Annotated in this window: 16 protein-coding genes; 7 read left to right on the top strand and 9 right to left on the bottom strand. The window is 64.8% G+C overall.

Translation table 11 applies throughout. The annotated features are described in order from the left end of the window. Nucleotides 1-3: 3 nt before the first annotated feature. Entirely contained in the window at nt 4-948 is a 945-nt protein-coding gene (locus ACVIYL_RS26950; RefSeq protein ID WP_253589906.1) for a LysR family transcriptional regulator, read from the bottom strand. Nucleotides 949-1059: 111 nt separating this feature from the next. On the opposite strand from ACVIYL_RS26950, the gene ACVIYL_RS26945 reads away from it, so the two are divergent. The 3 genes from ACVIYL_RS26945 (at nt 1060) to purB (ending at nt 4688) form a co-directional block, all read left to right on the top strand. Then, entirely contained in the window at nt 1060-1887 is an 828-nt protein-coding gene (locus ACVIYL_RS26945) for an isocitrate lyase/PEP mutase family protein (protein WP_456780262.1), read from the top strand. A 316-nt stretch (nt 1888-2203) separates the two neighbouring features. Next, entirely contained in the window at nt 2204-3091 is an 888-nt protein-coding gene (locus ACVIYL_RS26940; protein WP_456780261.1) for a hypothetical protein, read from the top strand. Between the two features lie 166 nt (nt 3092-3257). Then, the gene (gene purB / locus ACVIYL_RS26935) at nt 3258-4688 is read left to right on the top strand and encodes an adenylosuccinate lyase (RefSeq protein ID WP_253607935.1); all 1431 of its coding nucleotides are present in this window, start codon (nt 3258-3260) and stop codon (nt 4686-4688) included. 67 nt (nt 4689-4755) lie between these two features. Here the strand turns inward: purB and cynS are convergent, their stop codons facing one another. After that, nucleotides 4756-5244, bottom strand: coding sequence for a cyanase (gene cynS, locus ACVIYL_RS26930; protein ID WP_050387665.1), 489 nt, complete (start codon nt 5242-5244; stop codon nt 4756-4758). 19 nt (nt 5245-5263) lie between these two features. After that, nucleotides 5264-6175 carry an ABC transporter ATP-binding protein gene (locus ACVIYL_RS26925; RefSeq protein ID WP_456780260.1) on the bottom strand — a complete coding sequence of 304 codons (912 nt, stop codon included), beginning with the start codon at nt 6173-6175 and terminating at the stop codon, nt 5264-5266. Between the two features lie 255 nt (nt 6176-6430). Between ACVIYL_RS26925 and ACVIYL_RS26920 the strand changes: the two genes are divergently transcribed. Beyond that, entirely contained in the window at nt 6431-7594 is a 1164-nt protein-coding gene (locus tag ACVIYL_RS26920; RefSeq protein ID WP_057015126.1) for an IS4 family transposase, read from the top strand. Nucleotides 7595-7662: 68 nt separating this feature from the next. On the opposite strand, the gene ntrB is transcribed toward ACVIYL_RS26920, so the two are convergent. The 5 genes from ntrB to ACVIYL_RS26895 all read right to left on the bottom strand — a co-directional run bounded on the left by ntrB (nt 7663) and on the right by ACVIYL_RS26895 (nt 12916). Continuing rightward, nucleotides 7663-8502: a nitrate ABC transporter permease gene (ntrB, locus tag ACVIYL_RS26915; RefSeq protein ID WP_253607933.1), complete on the bottom strand. Its 840-nt coding sequence runs from the start codon at nt 8500-8502 to the stop codon at nt 7663-7665. A gap of 157 nt (nt 8503-8659) precedes the next feature. Continuing rightward, complete coding sequence (locus ACVIYL_RS26910) at nt 8660-10051, bottom strand: CmpA/NrtA family ABC transporter substrate-binding protein (RefSeq protein ID WP_253623727.1); 1392 nt, start codon at nt 10049-10051, stop codon at nt 8660-8662. A gap of 106 nt (nt 10052-10157) precedes the next feature. Beyond that, nucleotides 10158-11036, bottom strand: coding sequence for a sulfurtransferase (locus ACVIYL_RS26905; RefSeq protein WP_456780259.1), 879 nt, complete (start codon nt 11034-11036; stop codon nt 10158-10160). A gap of 125 nt (nt 11037-11161) precedes the next feature. Further along, nucleotides 11162-12337 (bottom strand): acyl-CoA dehydrogenase family protein, encoded by a 1176-nt coding sequence (locus ACVIYL_RS26900; RefSeq protein ID WP_456780258.1) that lies wholly within the window; start codon nt 12335-12337, stop codon nt 11162-11164. A gap of 36 nt (nt 12338-12373) precedes the next feature. Continuing rightward, nucleotides 12374-12916, bottom strand: coding sequence for an OsmC family protein (locus ACVIYL_RS26895; RefSeq protein ID WP_225164216.1), 543 nt, complete (start codon nt 12914-12916; stop codon nt 12374-12376). 267 nt (nt 12917-13183) lie between these two features. Between ACVIYL_RS26895 and ACVIYL_RS26890 the strand changes: the two genes are divergently transcribed. Together ACVIYL_RS26890 and ACVIYL_RS26885 are read left to right on the top strand one after the other, a co-directional pair. Further along, nucleotides 13184-13849: a TetR/AcrR family transcriptional regulator gene (locus tag ACVIYL_RS26890; protein WP_456781895.1), complete on the top strand. Its 666-nt coding sequence runs from the start codon at nt 13184-13186 to the stop codon at nt 13847-13849. Between the two features lie 298 nt (nt 13850-14147). Continuing rightward, nucleotides 14148-15365 (top strand): GGDEF domain-containing protein, encoded by a 1218-nt coding sequence (locus tag ACVIYL_RS26885; RefSeq protein ID WP_253607928.1) that lies wholly within the window; start codon nt 14148-14150, stop codon nt 15363-15365. 16 nt (nt 15366-15381) lie between these two features. Here the strand turns inward: ACVIYL_RS26885 and ACVIYL_RS26880 are convergent, their stop codons facing one another. Then, on the bottom strand, nt 15382-16110 hold the full coding sequence (locus ACVIYL_RS26880) for an SDR family oxidoreductase (RefSeq protein ID WP_253607927.1): 729 nt from the start codon (nt 16108-16110) through the stop codon (nt 15382-15384). A 227-nt stretch (nt 16111-16337) separates the two neighbouring features. On the opposite strand from ACVIYL_RS26880, the gene ACVIYL_RS26875 reads away from it, so the two are divergent. Beyond that, on the top strand, nt 16338-17576 hold the full coding sequence (locus ACVIYL_RS26875) for an ABC transporter substrate-binding protein (RefSeq protein WP_253607926.1): 1239 nt from the start codon (nt 16338-16340) through the stop codon (nt 17574-17576). The last annotated feature ends 52 nt before the right edge of the window (nt 17577-17628 follow it).

Raw genomic sequence — 17628 nt, 5'->3', positions numbered from 1 at the left:
CTTTTACGCGCGCCGGACACCGTTCCGGCGCGACGTATTTGTGCCCCTCGCCTTGGTGAAGTCGGCACGGAGGATGTCGAACAGACGGCGTGAGGCGGCGCTAAGGAAGCCGCCATGCCGCGTCACGGCGACGACCTCGTGACTTGCGGCGAGATCGCCGACGCGGATCGTCGCGATCCTCGAGCTACCCAATTCCTCCGCCGCATTGCTTTGTGACAGCAGCGCGATCCCGAGCCCGGCCTCGACCAGCCGCTTCTGCGCCGTCAGGCTGTCGACCGGCGTCCAGGCGACCTCGCCGAGCCCGTGCGTCAGGAACAGGGCGAAGACGTGCGAGGCGGTGATTTCGCGGCGTCCCGGCACCTCCGGGAAGGCGATCCAGCGCTCATCCCTGAGATCGGCAAGCTTGCCGACCCGGCGTCCCGCCAGCGGATGGTCCGGCGCGCAGACCACCCCGAGCGGCTCGGCAAACAGCACCTCGCAATCGAGGTCGCGCGAGCGGTCGCGGTCGTAACGCAACCCGATCGTCGCCTCGCCGCGCCGGATCAGGTCGCTGACCTCGGCGCTGGTCGCGGTGCGCAGCGTCAGCGCAACGTCCGGGTGCCGGCGGGCAAAGCGCTTCAATACGTTCGAGAGCCGCTCGCCGGCGAGGGTACCGGTCACCGCCAGCGCCACCGGGCCGGAATTGTCGCGCAGCAGCGCGCGCACCGCGTTCTCGGCATCCTGCGCCGCCGCCACCGCCCGTTCGGCATAGGGCACCATCACCCGCCCGGCATCGCTCAGCCGCGTCTTGCCCGCGATCCGCTCGAACAGGGGCACCCCGAGCTCCTGCTCGAGCAGCGCTATGCGCCGCGAAATCGCCGGCTGCGAGCGGTGCAGCGCCTTGGCGGCATGCGAGATCCCGCCGCGCCGATGCACCACCAGGAACGTGTTGAGCGCGTCGCTGTCCATCGCTCTCCCATGCAAAAAGCTGATGATATCGAGAGAAATAACAAATTTGTCTGATGGGCGAAACCGCCCTATCGCTGCTTTCAGTCGCTTTTGACAACAGCAGGAGTTCACATGCGCACCCAGGCGGACAAGGCAGCACGGTTTCGCGAGCTGCATCAGCGGCCCGGCACCTTCATCATTCCAAATCCGTGGGACGCCGGAACGGCGAAGCTGCTCGCATCCATGGGCTTCGAGGCGCTCGCAACCACCAGCCTCGGGCTCGCCAATACGCTCGGCCGTTCGACGGTCAGCCTCGATGGGATCATCGAGAATTGCCGGGTGATCGCCGAGGCCACCGACCTGCCCGTCAATGCCGATCTGGAAAAATGCGGCGCCGACATGCCGAAGCTCGCGGCCGAGGCGATCCGCTTCGCCGCCGAGGCCGGCGCGGTCGGCGGCTCGATCGAGGACTCGACCGGCGACCCGCAGCGCCCGATCTACGATTTCACGCTCGCCGTGGAGCGGGTCCAGGCCGCGGTCGAGGCCGCACGGGCGCTGCCCTTCCCGTTCACGCTGACGGCGCGGGCGGAAAACTTCCTGCACGGCCGCAAGGACCTCGACGACACCATCAAGCGGCTACAGGCGTTCGAGGCCGCCGGCGCCGACGTGCTGTATTCGCCGGGCCTCTACGATCTCGCCACCATCAAGACCGTGGTGTCATCGATCAACAAGCCGTTCAACCTCGTGATGGGCTTTGCCGATCCGACCCTGACCGTCGAGCAACTCGCCGCCGTCGGCGTCAAGCGCATCAGCGTCGGCGGCGCGATGCAGCGCCACGCGCTGGCTGCGTTCCTGCGCTGTGCCCGCGAGATGAAGGACAACGGCGCATTCAGCTTCGTCCGCGACATGGCGCCGGTGAAGGAGGTCCGCGCGGCATTCGCCGCAGCGAAGAGCGAATAGGGCGCAGCGAATAGCTAATCGGAAAGCATCCATTCGCTATTCGCGCTTCTCTCATCTCCTCGAAGTCCGTCTTCCGACAAGTCGCCACTCACGTCGCGGCGTGCCTTGCGCGGCCTCGATTCTCAGTCTGCGCACGACATATATGGTCTCCTCCTCCAGGGTGAGTGAACAGCTTCACACAACCGTCGGTGAATCGGACGTAGAACACGACGGGCGCAGGCGTACGATCAGTTCATTCCAATCGATCCTGCGCACGTCGATCCAATCTACACCGCTGATCAGAGGCGGCGTCTCGTCGCCATGGGGGATTTCCAAAATGAAGAGCTGGTTGTTTTCCCTGCACAAGGGCGTTGGAAACAGTCCGCAATTTTTTACGAACGTCTTCAACGGCGAGGCCTGGAGCGGCGATGTCCCGATGCCGGGGAACACCTGGATCAGCAACACGCCGGCAGCCGTCGTCTTCAACACCAACCTGTATGTGTTCTATCCGATCAACCAGTCCCTCTATTACAGAGTCTATGACGGCGAGCTGTGGACGGCGGCAGCCCAGGTGCCCAACATGGCCGGCGTCGGCGGAGGAGTGGCGGCCGCCGTGTATGACGGCCTGATCTATCTGCTGTACTCGAATCCCGGCCAGTCCGACCTGATGTACAAGACCTACGACGGCACCAGCTTCGGACCCGAGATCAACACATCCGGAACCAACCATCTCATCTCCGTCGCCTACCAGAACGTCGACACCCCGGCCGCGGCCGTGCGCGGCGACACGCTCTACGTGTTCGGCCGCGGGCCCGGCTATAGCGAACCCGGCAACATGAACCGCTTCTGGTACGCGACCTTCGACCGCAGCACCTGGCGAAGCAATCCGGTTGCCGGCACGGAAGGCCTCAGCAACGGTCCGGGCGCGGCTTCCTACAAGGACTGGATCTACCTGTTCTTCAACGACCCCACGGGCCTCTTCTTCAAGCGGTTCGACGGCATTGGCAGCTGGGGAGCCGACCGCCAGGTCCCCGACACGCCGGGCAATTTCGGCAATGCCGCGCCGGTCGTGTTCAACGACACATTGTACGTCCTGCACCAGGGACCCGACGGCCAGTTCCTGTACAAGACCACTGACGGCGAGGACAACTGGACCAGCGACACGGCCGTGCCGAACACGGCCGGCCTGAGCTGCGGACCCGCCGCAGTGACCTTCTCGCTCTGACGCGGGGCGAAGCATGCCTGCGCCGCCCCGGATTGCCCGAGGCGGCGCCTTCCTGAATCTGGTATGCTGGCGCCAGCACCGCAAGCCCGGCCGAGCGTTACCAGACCTGACGATTCATCGCAGGTCGCGGCTTGCAGCCAGCCTCAGGCAATGCCAAGAGAGCGGGATGTCCCAAGATCACATTTCCAACGTCCTCGCCGAACGTTACGCTTCGCCCGCCATGCGCGCCATCTGGAGCGGCGAAGGCAAGGTCCGCCTCGAACGCGACTACTGGATCGCCGTGCTGAAGGCCCAGCGCGATCTCGGCATCGCGGTGCCGGATGGCGTGATCGAAAGCTACGAGCGCGTCAAGGACCAGATCAACCTGGCCTCCATCATGAAGCGGGAGCGCGTCACCCGCCACGACGTCAAGGCGCGCATCGAGGAGTTCTGCGAGCTCGCCGGTCACGAGCACCTGCACAAGGGCATGACCAGCCGCGACCTCACCGAGAACGTCGAGCAATTGCAGGTCTACCGCGCGCTGCAGCTCATCGAGACCAAGAGCATCGCCGCACTCATCCGCTTTGCCACGCGCGCGAAGCAATTGCGCGACATCCCGTTCACCGCGCGCACCCATAACGTGGCCGCGCAGGTCACGACGCTCGGCAAGCGCATCGCCATGTCCGGCGAGGAGATGCTGCTGGCGCATCAGAGCCTGGTCAATGTGCTGCAGACCTATCCCGCCCGCGGCCTGAAGGGCGCGGTCGGCACCCGTCTCGATCAGATCACCCTGTTCAACGGAGATGCCGGCAAGGCGCGCGCGCTCGAGCAGCGCGTCCTCGTTCACCTCGGCCTGCCGAAGGCCCTCGATGCCGTCGGCCAGGTCTATCCGCGCAGCCTCGACTTCCGTGCGGTCAGCGTGCTCACCGAGCTCGCCAGCGGGCCCGGCAATTTCGCCAAGACCATCCGCCTGATGGCAGGCCACGAACTCGCCAGCGAAGGTTTTGCCAAGGGCCAGGTCGGCTCCTCCGCGATGCCGCACAAGATGAACAGCCGCTCCTGCGAGCGCATCAACGGCCTGCATGTGATCCTGAAGGGCTATCTCGCGATGGCCGCAGGCCTTGCCGGCGATCAGTGGAACGAAGGCGACGTCTCCTGCTCGGTCGTCCGCCGCGTCATGCTGCCCGATGCCTTCCTCGCCATGGATGGCCTGCTCGAAACCTTGCTCACGGTGCTTGACCAGATGGAGGTGTTCGAAGCCGTGGTCGAGACCGAGCTCAACCGCTATCTGCCCTTCCTGCTGACCACCACGGTGATGATGGAAGCGGTGAAGAAGGGCGCGGGCCGCGAAGGCGCCCACGAGGCGATCAAGGAGCATGCCGTCGCGGCCATCGGCGACCTGCGCACCGGCAAGATCGTGCAGAACGATCTGCTGCAGCGCCTCGCCGCCGACAAGCGTCTTGGCTTGAGCGCAGCCGAGTTGCAGCACGTGCTCGAACAGGGTCGCGCCAACTCCGGCGACGCCGGCGCCCAGGTCGATTTCTTCGCCGAGCAGGTCGAGGCTTTGGCCAAGGCCAAGCCTGAGGCGGCTCGCTACAACCCGGGCACGATCCTGTAGCGATTGGTGAGGTGCGAGTAGCGAATGGGCAGGAATCCATTCGCTACTCGCCATTCGCCCCCTCGCCTTACTCTTCCTTGAAGCCGTATTCAGGCACGTTGCCGCTGGCGCCGTAATATTTGTACGGCAGGAACTTGCCGCTCATGGTGATCTTGACGCGGTCGCCCTTCGGATTGGCGACGCGCTCCAGCGCCATGTCGAAGTCGATCGCCGACATGATGCCGTCGCCGAATTCTTCTTCGATCAGCGCCTTCCAGGCCGGGCCGTTGACCATCACCATCTCGTAGAAGCGGTAGATCAGCGGATCGGTCGGCGGCATCGGCGTGCCGGTGCCGCGCATCGGCACCTCGTTGAGCATCGCGATCTCGGCCTTCGACAGCCCGAACAATTCGCCGGCATTCGCCGCCTGCGGCTTTGTCAATTTCATCTGGCCGAGGATCGCGCCCGTGATCAGCACGTCGGAATAGCCGCCGATCTTCTCGCAGATGTATTTCCAGCTCCAGCCCTTCTCGCGCTTGATGTCGAGCAGCTTCTCGGTGAGGTCTTCGCGTTTCATCAGGTTTCCTCCTTGGGCTTCAGCGCGCAGCGCTCTGCGCGGGATTGGGTTCGACGGCGCGTGGCGGCGAGACGATCACGGGCTCGCCGACGCCGGGCCGCACCGTCGGCACGCGGCGCGGATCGTGACCGGTCACCTCGGCGGCAAAGCTCTTGCTGCGGCTGACCAGGAAATCGACGATATGGTTGCGCAGCGCATAGTAATAGGGATGGCGGTGCAGGTCGATGCGGCCGCGCTCCTTCGGCAGCGGGTTCTCGACGATCTCGGCCAGCACGGCGCCGGGACCGTTGGTCATCAGGAAGATCTTGTCGGCGAGAAAGATCGCCTCATCGACGTCATGGGTGATCATGAAGGTGGTCTGCCCGGTCTCCAGGCAGATCCGCCGCACCTCATCCTGAAGCGTGCCGCGGGTCAGCGCGTCCAGCGCCGAGAACGGCTCGTCCATCAGCATGATCTTCGGGGTGATCGACAGCGCCCGCGCGATGCCGACGCGCTGTTTCATGCCGCCGGAGAGTTCGGACGGATGCTTTTGCTCCGAGCCGGTGAGCCCGACGAGATCGATGAACTTCTGCGCATGCGCCTTCACCCGCGCACGGTCCCATTTGCGCCATTTCGAGCCGACGGCATAAGCGACATTGCCCGATACGGTGCACCACGGCAGTAGCGCATGGCTTTGGAAGATCACGGCGCGGTCGAGGCTGGTGCCCTCGATCCCCTGCCCGTCGACGATCACCGTGCCCTCGCTCGGTTCGTCGAGGCCGGCGAGGATGTTCAGCACGGTGGTCTTGCCGCAGCCGGAATGGCCGATCACGCAGCCGAACTCGCCGCGCGCCATCGACAGCCAGAAATTCTCGAACACCGTGGTGGTCCCGCCGCCGGCGCCGGGATAGCGCCGCGCAATGCCCTCGATCGAGATGAACTTGTCGGTCATCCGCGGTAGCTCCACGAATGGACTGCGCTCCCTCGCCCCGCTCTTCGCGGGGAGAGGGTTGGGGTGAGGGGCTTCCTCCGCGAGCACGGCGGCAGATAGACCCGCGGAAACTCCCCCTCACCCGATCGCTTTGCGATCGACCTCTCCCCGCAGGCGCAGGGGTGTCCGGGGAATGATTCACTGTGTCGCGGTGCATGCTCGGCAGGACCGAGGCAAATCGGTCTTTTCTGGTTGTCGAGACACAGAGGGCCGAGCATGCGATATCGCGGTAGCATTTTTGGAAGGCTGCTTGAACCGATCAATCGACGGCAGTTTCAGACGGTTGTGGATCGTCTGGACGGGGATGCCTACGACAAGTCGTTCAGGAGCTGGGATCATCTGGTGGCGCTGATCTATGCCCAGCTTAGCGGCAACAGCAGTCTGCGCGGGGTGGTGACTGGCTTCAACGCCAATTCGCAGCATCACTATCACTTGGGAACCGGCAAGCTGTCGCGCTCGACGTTGTCCGATGCCAATGCCCGCCGTCCGATCGGCATTTTCGCGCAAACCTTTGCGGCGCTGTCGGCGATGGCGCGTCGCCAGCTGCGGAGTGAAGGCATGGAGATGGTGCGTCTGATCGACGCCAGTCCGATCCCGCTCGGCAAGGTCTGCAGTTGGGCGACGTGGAACGGCCGCATCCGCGGCATGAAGCTGCATGTCGTCTACGACCCAAGGAGCGATGTCCCGACCTGCGTCGAGATGACGGCCGCGAACGTCAATGACATCGAGATCGGCCGACAGACCCCAATCCAGCCCGCCACCACCTATGTGTTTGACAAGGGCTATTGCCGTTTCGACTGGTGGCAGAAGATCAATGATAGCAAGGCTTTCTTCGTTACCCGGGCGAAGACGAGCATCCGTCTTCGCTCGCTCAGGCATCGCGCCATCCGCAAGCGTAACGGGGATGGCTTCGAAATCCTTGCCGATGACGAGGTGAAGCTCACCAGCAAGGGCGATTCGCGCCTTCCAATCCCGCTCCGCCGCATCAAGATCAGACGCGAGAAAGGCGGCAAGATCACACTCCTGACCAACGACCTTGCCCGTAGCGCCGTCGAGATCGCCGCCCTCTACAAGAGCCGATGGCAAATCGAGCTGCTGTTCCGCTGGATCAAGCAGCATCTCGATATTCGCAAGTTCCTCGGCGCCAACGACAACGCGATCCGCCTTCAGGTGCTCGCTGCGATGATTGCCTACCTGCTGCTGCGCATCGCCGCTCACACCAACTGCATCAAAATGCTCCCGCTCAGGTTCGCCGAACTCGTCGGCCAGCTCCTGCTCACGCGTCGATCCCTCGCTGCCATCGACAAACCTCCGCCCATCAACCCCAGCCGTCGGAAATCAACCATCTCACCTGACCAGATGGAGCTCCGCTATGCCTGAATTTCCCCGGACACCCCTGCCGCAGGCGGGGCGAGGTGAAGGGGCTGCAATGCGGCTGTCGGTCATCGCTACTCCGGAAACGTTACCATGCGCGTGAACCGCGCCAGCACCTGGTCGAGCAGCATGCCGACAAGGCCGATCAAGAGGATCGCGATGATCACGTTGGTGATCGACAGGTTATTCCACTCGTTCCAGACGAAGTAGCCGATGCCGGTACCACCGACGAGCATCTCGGCGGCGACGATCACGAGCCAGGCGATCCCGATCGAGATCCGCATGCCCGTCAGGATCGTCGGCGCCGCCGCCGGCAGGATCACCGTGAAGGCGCGCCTGACGGTGCCGACCTCGAGCGTGCGCGCAACGTTGATCCACTCCTTGCGCACACCGGCGACCCCGAACGCGGTGTTGAGCAGCATCGGCCACACCGAGCAGATGAAAATGACAAAGATCGCCGAGATCGAGGAATCCTTGATCGTGTAGAGCGCGAGCGGCATCCAGGCCAGCGGCGAGATCGGCTTCAGCACCTGGATGAAGGGATCGAGCGCCCTGCTGATCAGCGGCGACATGCCGATCATGAAGCCGAGCGGAATCGCGACGACGACCGCGATCAGATAGCCGAGCCCGACGCGCCCGATCGAATAGGCGAGCTGGATGCCGAGCCCCTTGTCGTTCGGGCCATTGTCGTAGAACGGCCGCTTCAGATGCTCCCACAGCTTGGCACCGACATCGAGCGGCCCGGGCATCGCCGACTTGCCCTGCGTCGCGGTCAGCCCCATCAGCCTGGCGTATTCGGGGCTCATCGCCGCCGTCGTGCCGCTGCTGCGGGTGGCGAGGTGCCAGGCGCCGAGGAAGCCGGCAAGCAGCGCGATCGAGACGATGGCGGCGCGGAGACGGAGGGAAAAGGTCACTCGCACTCCCTCCCCGCGTCGTCCCTGCGAAAGCAGGAACCCATAACCACCGGCCCCAATTGTTGCGCTAAGTGTCTCCCCGCGCGCCTAACCGAGAGAGCACGGCGTATGTGTCCCTGCTTTCGCAGGGACGACGCCGTGGAGAAAGCCTCGCCCGTCACGACGATTTCCTGATCTTGAAGCTCGCGAGATAATCGTCGGGCTTGGCCGGATCGAAGCTCTTGCCCATCACCGAGAACGACTTGTACGAGGTGGCGGGTGGCGCGAGGCCCATCTCGGCCATCACCTTCTTGGTATCGGTGGCGAGATAGACCTGCTCGGCGACCGCCTTGTAGTCGACGTCGCCCTTGATCTGGCCCCAGCGCTTCATCTGCGTCAGCATCCACACCGCAAAGGACTGCCAGGGGAACGGATCGAAATCGACGCGCTTCGGATCGGTTTTCACGCCACCGAGCCCGTCGGCATAGGTGCCGGTCAGCACCTGCTCCAGCACCGTCACCGGCGCGTTGATGTAGTTGGCCGGCGCAATCGCTTCCGCGATCTGCTTGCGGTTCTCGGCCTTCGCCGCGTAGCCGGTGGCATCCACGATCGCGCGGGTCAGCGCCGCGAAGGAATTCGGCGCCGTCGTGATGAACTCGCGGCTGGCGGCAAAGCTGCAGCAGGGATGGCCGTCCCAGATCTCCTTGGAGAGGATGTGCAGGAAGCCGACCCCGTCATAGATCGCGCGCTGGCAGATATTGTCGGGCGCGAGGAAACCGTCGATGTTGTCGGCGCGCAGATTGGCGACCATCTCAGGCGGCGGCACCGAGCGAAGCTGCACGTCGGTATCCGGATCGAGCCCGTGCTCGGCGAGGTAATAGCGCAGCAGGTAATTGTGCATGGAGTAGTCGAACGGAATGGCGAACTTCATGCCCTTCCAGTCCTTCGGATCGCGCCTGTCCTTGTGCTTCATCGCCAGCGTGATGCCCTGCCCGTTGATGTTCTCGATCGCAGGGACCGTGAACGGGATGGCGTTGGCGCCAAGGCCGAGCGAGATCGCGATCGGCATCGGCGCCAGCATGTGGGCGGCGTCGTATTCCTTGTTGATGGTCTTGTCGCGAATGACCGCCCAGCCGGCGGTCTTCACCACCTCGACGTTGAGGCCCTGCTTGGCATAGAAGCCGAGCGGCGCCGCCATGATGATCGGGGTCGCGCAGGTGATCGGGATGAAGCCGACCTTGAGGTCCTTCTTCTCCGGCGGTCCGGCGTCGGCGAACGCCTCTGTCGCCGTCTTCAGCGGGAAGAACTGTGACAGCGCGGCGAGCGCCGTCGCGGCGCCAACCGATTTCAGGAAAGCGCGGCGCGCGACATCCTGCGGAAACACCGCCCGCATCACCGCCGACGCAACGATGCCTTCGTAACGCTTCTGTTCGCTGAGGTCGGCGACCGGCTCGCAGCGCAACGTGCGCGCGGCCTGCTCATGCTCGGCGGCTGAGCGATGCCAGCCGCAGGCGCAACCCGATCGCGTGAGCACGCGGTCGGCGTCGAAGGGATCATCTGACATGGACATACTGCGCCCCATTGTCGCACCGAAACGCGGAGAACTCCGCGATCCGGTTCATTGATCGGCGTCCGGCCGCGTTTTGCGCCGCCGGACACCAACAAACATGCAGGTTCTATGCCGCCTTGCCGGTGACGACGGCCGCGGTCGGCAAGCCCTCGTCGATCGGCAGCGACGGGTCGCGCGACCACTCGTTCCAGGAGCCGAAGTACATCCGCACGTCCTTCACGCCGGCGTTCTTCAGCGCCAGGAAGGTGTTCGAGGCGCGTGCGCCCTTGAAGCAGTAGAGATAGACCGGCGTGGTCTGCGAGATGCCGACGGTGGCGCACTCCGCCAGGATCTCGTCCTTTGACTTGAAACGCGGGCCCTCGGCGGTCGGCTTCATCATGCGGTACCATTCCAGCCACACCGCACCGGGGATGCGGCCCTTGCGCGGGCAGAAATCCTTGCCGTAGGGCGAGGAGCTTTCGCCGATCCACTCGTCGACGTCGCGCACGTCGAGGATCGCAACACCGGGCTTGCCGACCGCCGCCAGCATCGCCTTGGCGTCGATCATGATATCGCCGGCCTCCGGTACGATCGCAAAGGAGGCCTTCGCCGGCACCGCCACGTCGGTGGTCACCGGCAGGTCGGCCGCCTTCCAGGCATCGAAGCCGCCATGCAGCACCTTGATCCTGGGATAGCCCAGCATCGTGAGCAGGTAGTAGCCGCGGCAGGACTGGCCGAAGCCGGAATTCATCGACTGCTCGTAGATCACCGCGGTCTCCTTGCCGGAGAGACCGGCGGCACCGAACGCGTCGGCGAATTTTGTCTTGAGCTCGTGGATGCCTTCCGGCGTCGAGGTCGCAAGAAAGGTGAAGATGTCACGCACATTGACGGCACCGGGCAAATGGCCGGCCGCATAGGCATCCGGATTCCGCGTGTCGATGATGACACACGGGTCTTTCTTGACGAGCTCGGCAAGTTCGCCGGCGGTGATCAGAACGTCCGTCATGGCAGCCTCTCCTGTCTGTGGTTGCAGTTGTGGTGGTCCCGAACTTGTTTGAGCATGATCTCCGCGCAAACGCGTTCCGCGTTTGTCGCGAGGGAAAACCGGTTTCCACTTTTCCGGATCATGCTTCAGCCGTCCGCCAGCATCTTGCGCAGCTGCTTGGTGGCGGGCGTGACGATGGCGACAAAATAGGCCTCGCGCAGCCTGCGCTGGGCGCGGTGGCTCATCAGGTAGCCGCGCGCGCCGCAATGGAGCATCGCGGCATGTGCGAATGCGACGCTGGCATCGCCGATCCGCAGTCGCAGTGCGACGACGCGGCGCCAGTAACTGTCATCGGCATTGTAGGGATCGCTTGCCAGCGCCATTGCCTCCTTCTCGAACTCGGCATGGAGCTCGCGGAATTGCAGCGGCTGTTGCGGCAGATAGCGGTTGACGTGTCCGAGCGGCGCATGGACCTCGTCCATGATATTGATGCAATCCTTCATCAGCCCAAGACCCATGCCGGCCTGCAACAGGATGAAGCCGGCGCGGATTTTCTTGACGAACGGCGCGGCCGGCTCGGCCAGGATCAGTTCGTCAGGCACGAACACGTCGCGAAACTGGACGCCATAGGTGCCGGTGCCGTCCATCGCCAGGAACGGCTTACAGGGCGTCAGCGTGATCGCGGGATCGGAGCAGTCGGCGAGGAACATCACGGTGCTGCCCAGCTCGCCGCTTGCGATGCTGCCCGGCTCGCCGCTTGCGATGCCGCCCGGCTCGCCCTTGGTGCCCTCGTCCTCGCGCTCGAAGATCGTGCCAAAGTAGTGGCCGGGCCCGAGGTTCGACACCCAGGGCAGCGCACCGCGGACGATGTAGCCGCCATCGACCTTGCGGCCCTTCAGCTTCAGCCGCTCGATGCCGAAGAAGCTCTTCATCGGGTTCGAGAGCCCGGTGCCGCCGAGCGCGCGCCCGCGGGCGAAGCAGTCACCGAAGCGCGCGGCGAGCTTCATGTTGGTGGAATTGGCGACGTACCAGACCAGCGTGTTCTGGCACCACGCCATGAAGGCGGTGGCGCCGCAGACCTCGCCGAGCGCCGCCATCGACTGGATGGCCCAGCGCAGGTCGGCAGGCCCCTCCTGCGGCACATGGCTGCTCCAGGCGCCGACCTTGCCGAGCCGGCGCAGGAATTCGCCGGGATAGACCGAGCCGGCATCGATCGCGGCTGCGATCGGCGCCAGCTCCTGACGGGCAAGGCGGGCAACCTCGTCCGCAATGGTCGGTGCGGGATCTTGAGCTGCGACCCGCGATAAAGCCAGTGAACCCATGGATGATCTCCGCACCTTGAATTGCCGGTCGGGCGTTTACGCGCTGACCTCGAGATTGACGGGACGGGTGAAGGTGTTGGCGACCGGCGACCACTTCTTCACATGCGCCACCAGCGCGTCGATCTCGGCCTGCGAGACCCCCTCGCACTCCATGTCGACCTTGACGCGGACGTCGGTGAAGCCGACCGGCTTCTCGCTGACGTCGCCGGTGCCCCACACCGCGGTGATATTGAGATCGCCCTCGAGCTCGAGCTCGAGCTTGTTGACGATCCAGCCGCGATGCACGGCGTTGGCGTGCAGGCCGACCGCAAGGCAGGAGCCGAGCGCGGCGAGCGAGGCCTCGGAGGGATTGGGCGCGGTGTCGTCGCCGAGCAGGCCCGGCGGCTCGTCGACGATGTAGGGCGCGAGGTTGCGGATGTAGTTGGCGTGACGGAACTTGCCCTCGGCCACCGTCTTGCACTTCAAGGTCTTGATCACCTTCGGGTTGGCCTTGCCATTGGCAATCAGCTGCTCGAGCCCGCCTTTGTCGATCGGCGCGAGGCAGCCGGTCAGTGCGGTTTTCTGGGCGACAGCGGTCATCAGTTTTCTCCCTGGGAGCGATGGATTTGGTTAGGATACCGAACGGTCTGTTTCCTGCACGAAGCGTGCCAGTCCCGCCGCAAATCAAAAGGCGAAATCCTGCAGGCGCTTAAGCGGGCCTGCCTGCGGATTGATCAGCGCGCGGCTGCTCAAACGCGGTGCATCTGCGGCGCCGCCGCGATTATTTTGAGCGCAGGACGGCGCACATGCCCGCCCCCGTGAAGATGCGGCTTGATGATTTCGGCGCGCTCCGATTTACTGCCGCGCATGGCCAAATCGCTTGCGAAGAAAAAACCTGCCGCGGCGTTCACCGCCGGCGACAATGAATCGGCGCGCGGGCGCCTGCTGAACGCCGCAACCCATCTGTTCTGCAAGAACGGCATCAACGCCACCGGCATCGATGCGATCATCGACGAGGCCGGAACCGCGAAGACCACGCTCTACAAGCTGTTCGGCTCGAAGACCAACCTCGTGCATGCGGTGCTGGAGAGCGAAGGCCGCCAGTGGCGCGAATGGTTCATCGGCGCGATCGAGGCCGGCGGCGGCGATCCGCAGACCAAGCTGTCGCGGATCTTCCCTGCCCTGAAGACCTGGTTCGCCGAGGAGCGCTTCTACGGCTGCCCCTTCATCAACGCGGTCGCCGAGCACGACAAGGACGCCAAGCAGTTCCGCAACATCGCGCTGAAGCACAAGAAGGTGGTGCTGGCGCATATCGAGAAGCTCGCCGGCGAGATGGGCGCGGCCGAGCCGGCCGTGCTGGCGCACCAGCTCGCGCTGCTGATCGACGGCGCCATCGTCGCGGCCATGGTGTCGTGTGATCCGACCGTCGCCGACACCGCGGGCCTTGCCGCGAGCAATCTGTTCGCGCCCGCCAAGGCGAAGAAGCCGAAGCGCGCCGGCGGCGCGGCGGAACAACAGCTCCTCGCCGTGTAACGCAACGGCCGCCGCAATCCGCGGCAGTCCTGCCCTTCTCACATATCGTAGTCTGCCGACGCGGCGTCCGCGCTGTTTCGGCGCGTCCGCCACCCTGGCAAGGCCGGCATTGGCGCAGACTTCATCCTTCTCACCGCCGGCCGAACCGATCGTCGCGACCTCCGGCGTCGGTATTTCTGCGGCGCGATCGCCCGCCGGGTTTACCTGCCGTCAATCACGCCGCGCGATCGGCGCCGGCCTTAAACGCCTGTTAGGTCGGGCCGGGTCAGTTGCGCGGTGAAAGTACGAGGCAAGAACAATGCAGTCCGAAAAAGGACGATACAGCCAGCCGCGCTGGGGCGTGACGCGCTGGCTCGCCGACGCCGGACCGGGCGTACCTGACGACATCCGCGCGGCGCTGATCGGGGATCTCTACGGCTCGCTGCCGGTGTTTGCGGCTGGCGCGGTCAATACGGTCGCAGTCGCGGCCGTGATTGCGATCCGCGAGCCGACCGCGCTGTTCATCACCTGGGTCGTCCTCGAACTCGTCATCTGCCTCTCGCGCCTCGCCGTGCTCGTGGTTGCGCATCGCGCCGCGCGCGAGCAGCGGCCGACCCCGACCGATTTGCATCTCGTGCTTGCAGTCGCCTGGAGCGCCAGCGTCGGCTTCGGCATCCTGATCAGCCTCGCAAGCGGCGATTGGGTGGTTGCGCTGCTGGCTTCGCTATCGGCGGCGGCGATGGTCGGCGGCATCTGCTTCCGCAATTTCAGTGCCCCGCGCCTTGCCGGCACCATGATCCTGCTCAGCCTCGGCCCGATCGTTCCGGGCGCGGCCCTTGCCGGCGAGCCGCTGCTCTTCATCGTCGTCATGCAGGTGCCGCTGTATCTCACGGCGATGACGGTGGCAGCCTTCCGCCTCAACAAGATGCTGATCGCCACGATGCGCGCCGAGCGCGAGAACGGCCATCTTGCCCATCACGACACCCTGACCGGCCTGCGCAATCGCGCCGGCTTCGTCGCGGCGCTGAACGCAAAGCTGGCGGCCCCCGCCGAGAATGGCGGGCCCTTTGCGCTGCTGTTCTTCGACCTCGACAATTTCAAGCCGGTCAACGACACCTATGGCCACGCCGCCGGCGATCAGGTGCTGATGCTGACCGCGGAGCGGCTGCGGCGTGCGCTGCCCGAAACCGCGGTAATCGCACGGCTCGGCGGCGACGAGTTCGTGGTGCTGGTCAACGGCGTCACGGCGGAACAGGCGCTCACGGCCGGCCAGCGCATCATCCAGACCGTCACGATGCCCTATCAGCTCGCGGGCGGCATCTCGGCCGAGGTCGGTGTCAGCGTCGGCATCGCGGTGTCGCCTGAGCACGGCACCGAGGCCGAACAGCTGCTGGCGTCCGCCGACGCCGCGCTGTACGAGGCGAAATCCGAAGGCAAGGCGCGGTGCCGGATGGCTTCCGTCGCGACCAATGTCGCCGCGCTGCGCCGCCTCACGCAGCACGGCCACGCGCCCGCCACCGATCGCAGCGCCGCCTGAGGCGCGGCGCTCGCCGTTACAGGTCGAAATTCGTCGGCAGCATCACGACGTCGCGGATGGTCATGCCGCGCGGCCGGGTCAGCATGAACATCACGACCTCGGCGACTTCGCTGGCCTCCAGCAGGCTTCCGGCCGCCTTGGCCTCCGCAAGCTTCTCGGGCGGCCAGTCCGCCAGCAGCGCGCTGATCACGGGTCCTGGCGAGATCGAGCCGACACGGATGCCGTGCTTGAACACCTGGCGCCGCACCGTCTGCACGAAGCAGTTGACCGCCCATTTCGACGACGCATAGACCGGCTCCCACGGCGTCGGGAAATGCGCGGCGAGCGAGCTCGTCACGATGATGTCGCCGGTGCCGCGCGTGATCATGTGCGGCAGCACGTCGTGCACGTTCTTCATCACGACGTTGACGTTGAGGTTCAGCATCCGGTCGATCGCAATCGTATCCGCATCGACGAGGTCGCCGCCGACATAAATGCCGGCATTGGCGTGCAGGATGTCGAGCTGGCCGGTCTTCTCGAGCACCTTGGGCAGCAAGGTTGCACACTGCGCGGGATCGAGCAGGTCGATCACCAGCGGGACCACCGCATCGCCGTGCTTGCGGGCGAGCGCTTGCAGCGCGGTGGCATCGCGGTCGACCATCACCACGCGCGCGCCCGCGGCCAGCATCGCCTCGCTGCTCGCCAGTCCAATCCCCGACGCCGCCCCGGTCACGGCCGCCACCTTGCCTTCCAACACTTTCGCCATCGGTCCACCCTGCTGAGATCACCACGACAGTCGCCGCAGTATAGCAATCCCGGACGGCATGTCGGTAACCGAGGATGGGGGAACGCGGCCTCCGCGGCTGACATCGTGCGAAAATTTCAGATGGTAGCGACTGCACACAAGTCCCAAAGCACCGCTGTGGAATGCTGCGCGCCGACATGCCCGTCAGAGGCTGCCAAACGGCCAACAAGAAGAAGCGGAGGACTACAATGACAAGGAACCGTTCGCCCCGGCTATCGCGCCGTCATCTCATCAAGGGCGCCGCGGCCACGTCAGCCGCGCTGCTGCTCGGCAGGCCCGCGATCGCCAGAGGCAAGACGGAGGGCAAGACCGAGATCGTCATCGGCAACATCGACGCCTATTCGGGACCGGCCGCGGTCTATTCGTCGATCGGCCGCACCCCCGGCGGCTATTTCAAGATGATCAACGAGCAAGGCGGCATCAACGGCCGCATGATCAAGTACATCACCTATGACGATGCCTACAGCCCGGCCAAGACCGTCGAGCAGGCGCGCAAGCTGGTCGAAGGCGACGAGATCGACGTGCTGTTTGCGCCGCTCGGCGCGCCGACCAATGCGGCGATCATGAAGTACATGAACCAGAAGAAGGTCCCGCACCTCTTCATTGCCTCGGGCGCGACCAAGTTCGGCGACTACAAGAATTTCCCCTACACCATGGGTTTCCAGCCCTGCTACCAGATCGAGGGCCGCGCCTTCGCGCAGCATGTGCTGTCGACACAGAACGATCCCAAAATCGGCATCGTCTACCAGAACGACGATTTCGGCCGCGACGTGCTGAAGGGCTTCAAGGACGGACTTGGCGCCAGGACGTCCGCAATCGTGGCGGAGCTGTCCTATGAGACCGCCGACCCGACCATCGACAGCCAGGTGGTCCGCTGCAAATCCGCCGGCGCCAACGTGTTCATGAGCATGACCACACCAAAATTCGCCGCCCAAGGCATCAAGAAGATCGCCGAGCTCGGCTGGCAACCGGCGCACTACATCGGCAACAACGCCTCCTCCGCCGGCTCGACGCTGAAAGCCGCGGGCTTCGACGTCTCCAAGGGGATCATTTCGAGCGCCTACCTGAAGGATCCCGTCGACGCCGCCTGGGACAGCGATCCCGCCATCCAGAAATGGCGCGCGTTCCTCGACAAATATGATCCGGCCGCCGCCAAGAACGACATCTACGCGGTCACCGGCTATCTCACCAGCCAGATCCTGGTCCAGGTGCTCAAGCAGTGCGGCGACGACGTCTCGTCCGAAAGCATCATCAAGCAGGCGGCCAACCTGAAGGATTTCGAATCCGACATGCTGCTGCCCGGCATCCGGATCAACACCTCGCCATCAGACCATTATCCGCTCGAGCAGTTGCAACTGGTGCGCTTCAGCGGCGAGCGCTACGAGCCGATGGGACCGGTGATCGACGGCGGCATCTCGAAGGCTTGATCGTCCGGGGCGTGCACCGCCGACGCAAAATGCGCCCGTAGGCTTTGTCGAA

The organism is Bradyrhizobium sp. USDA 3315, from assembly GCF_054056795.1.
This window is presented reverse-complemented; position numbering and strand designations above follow the sequence as displayed.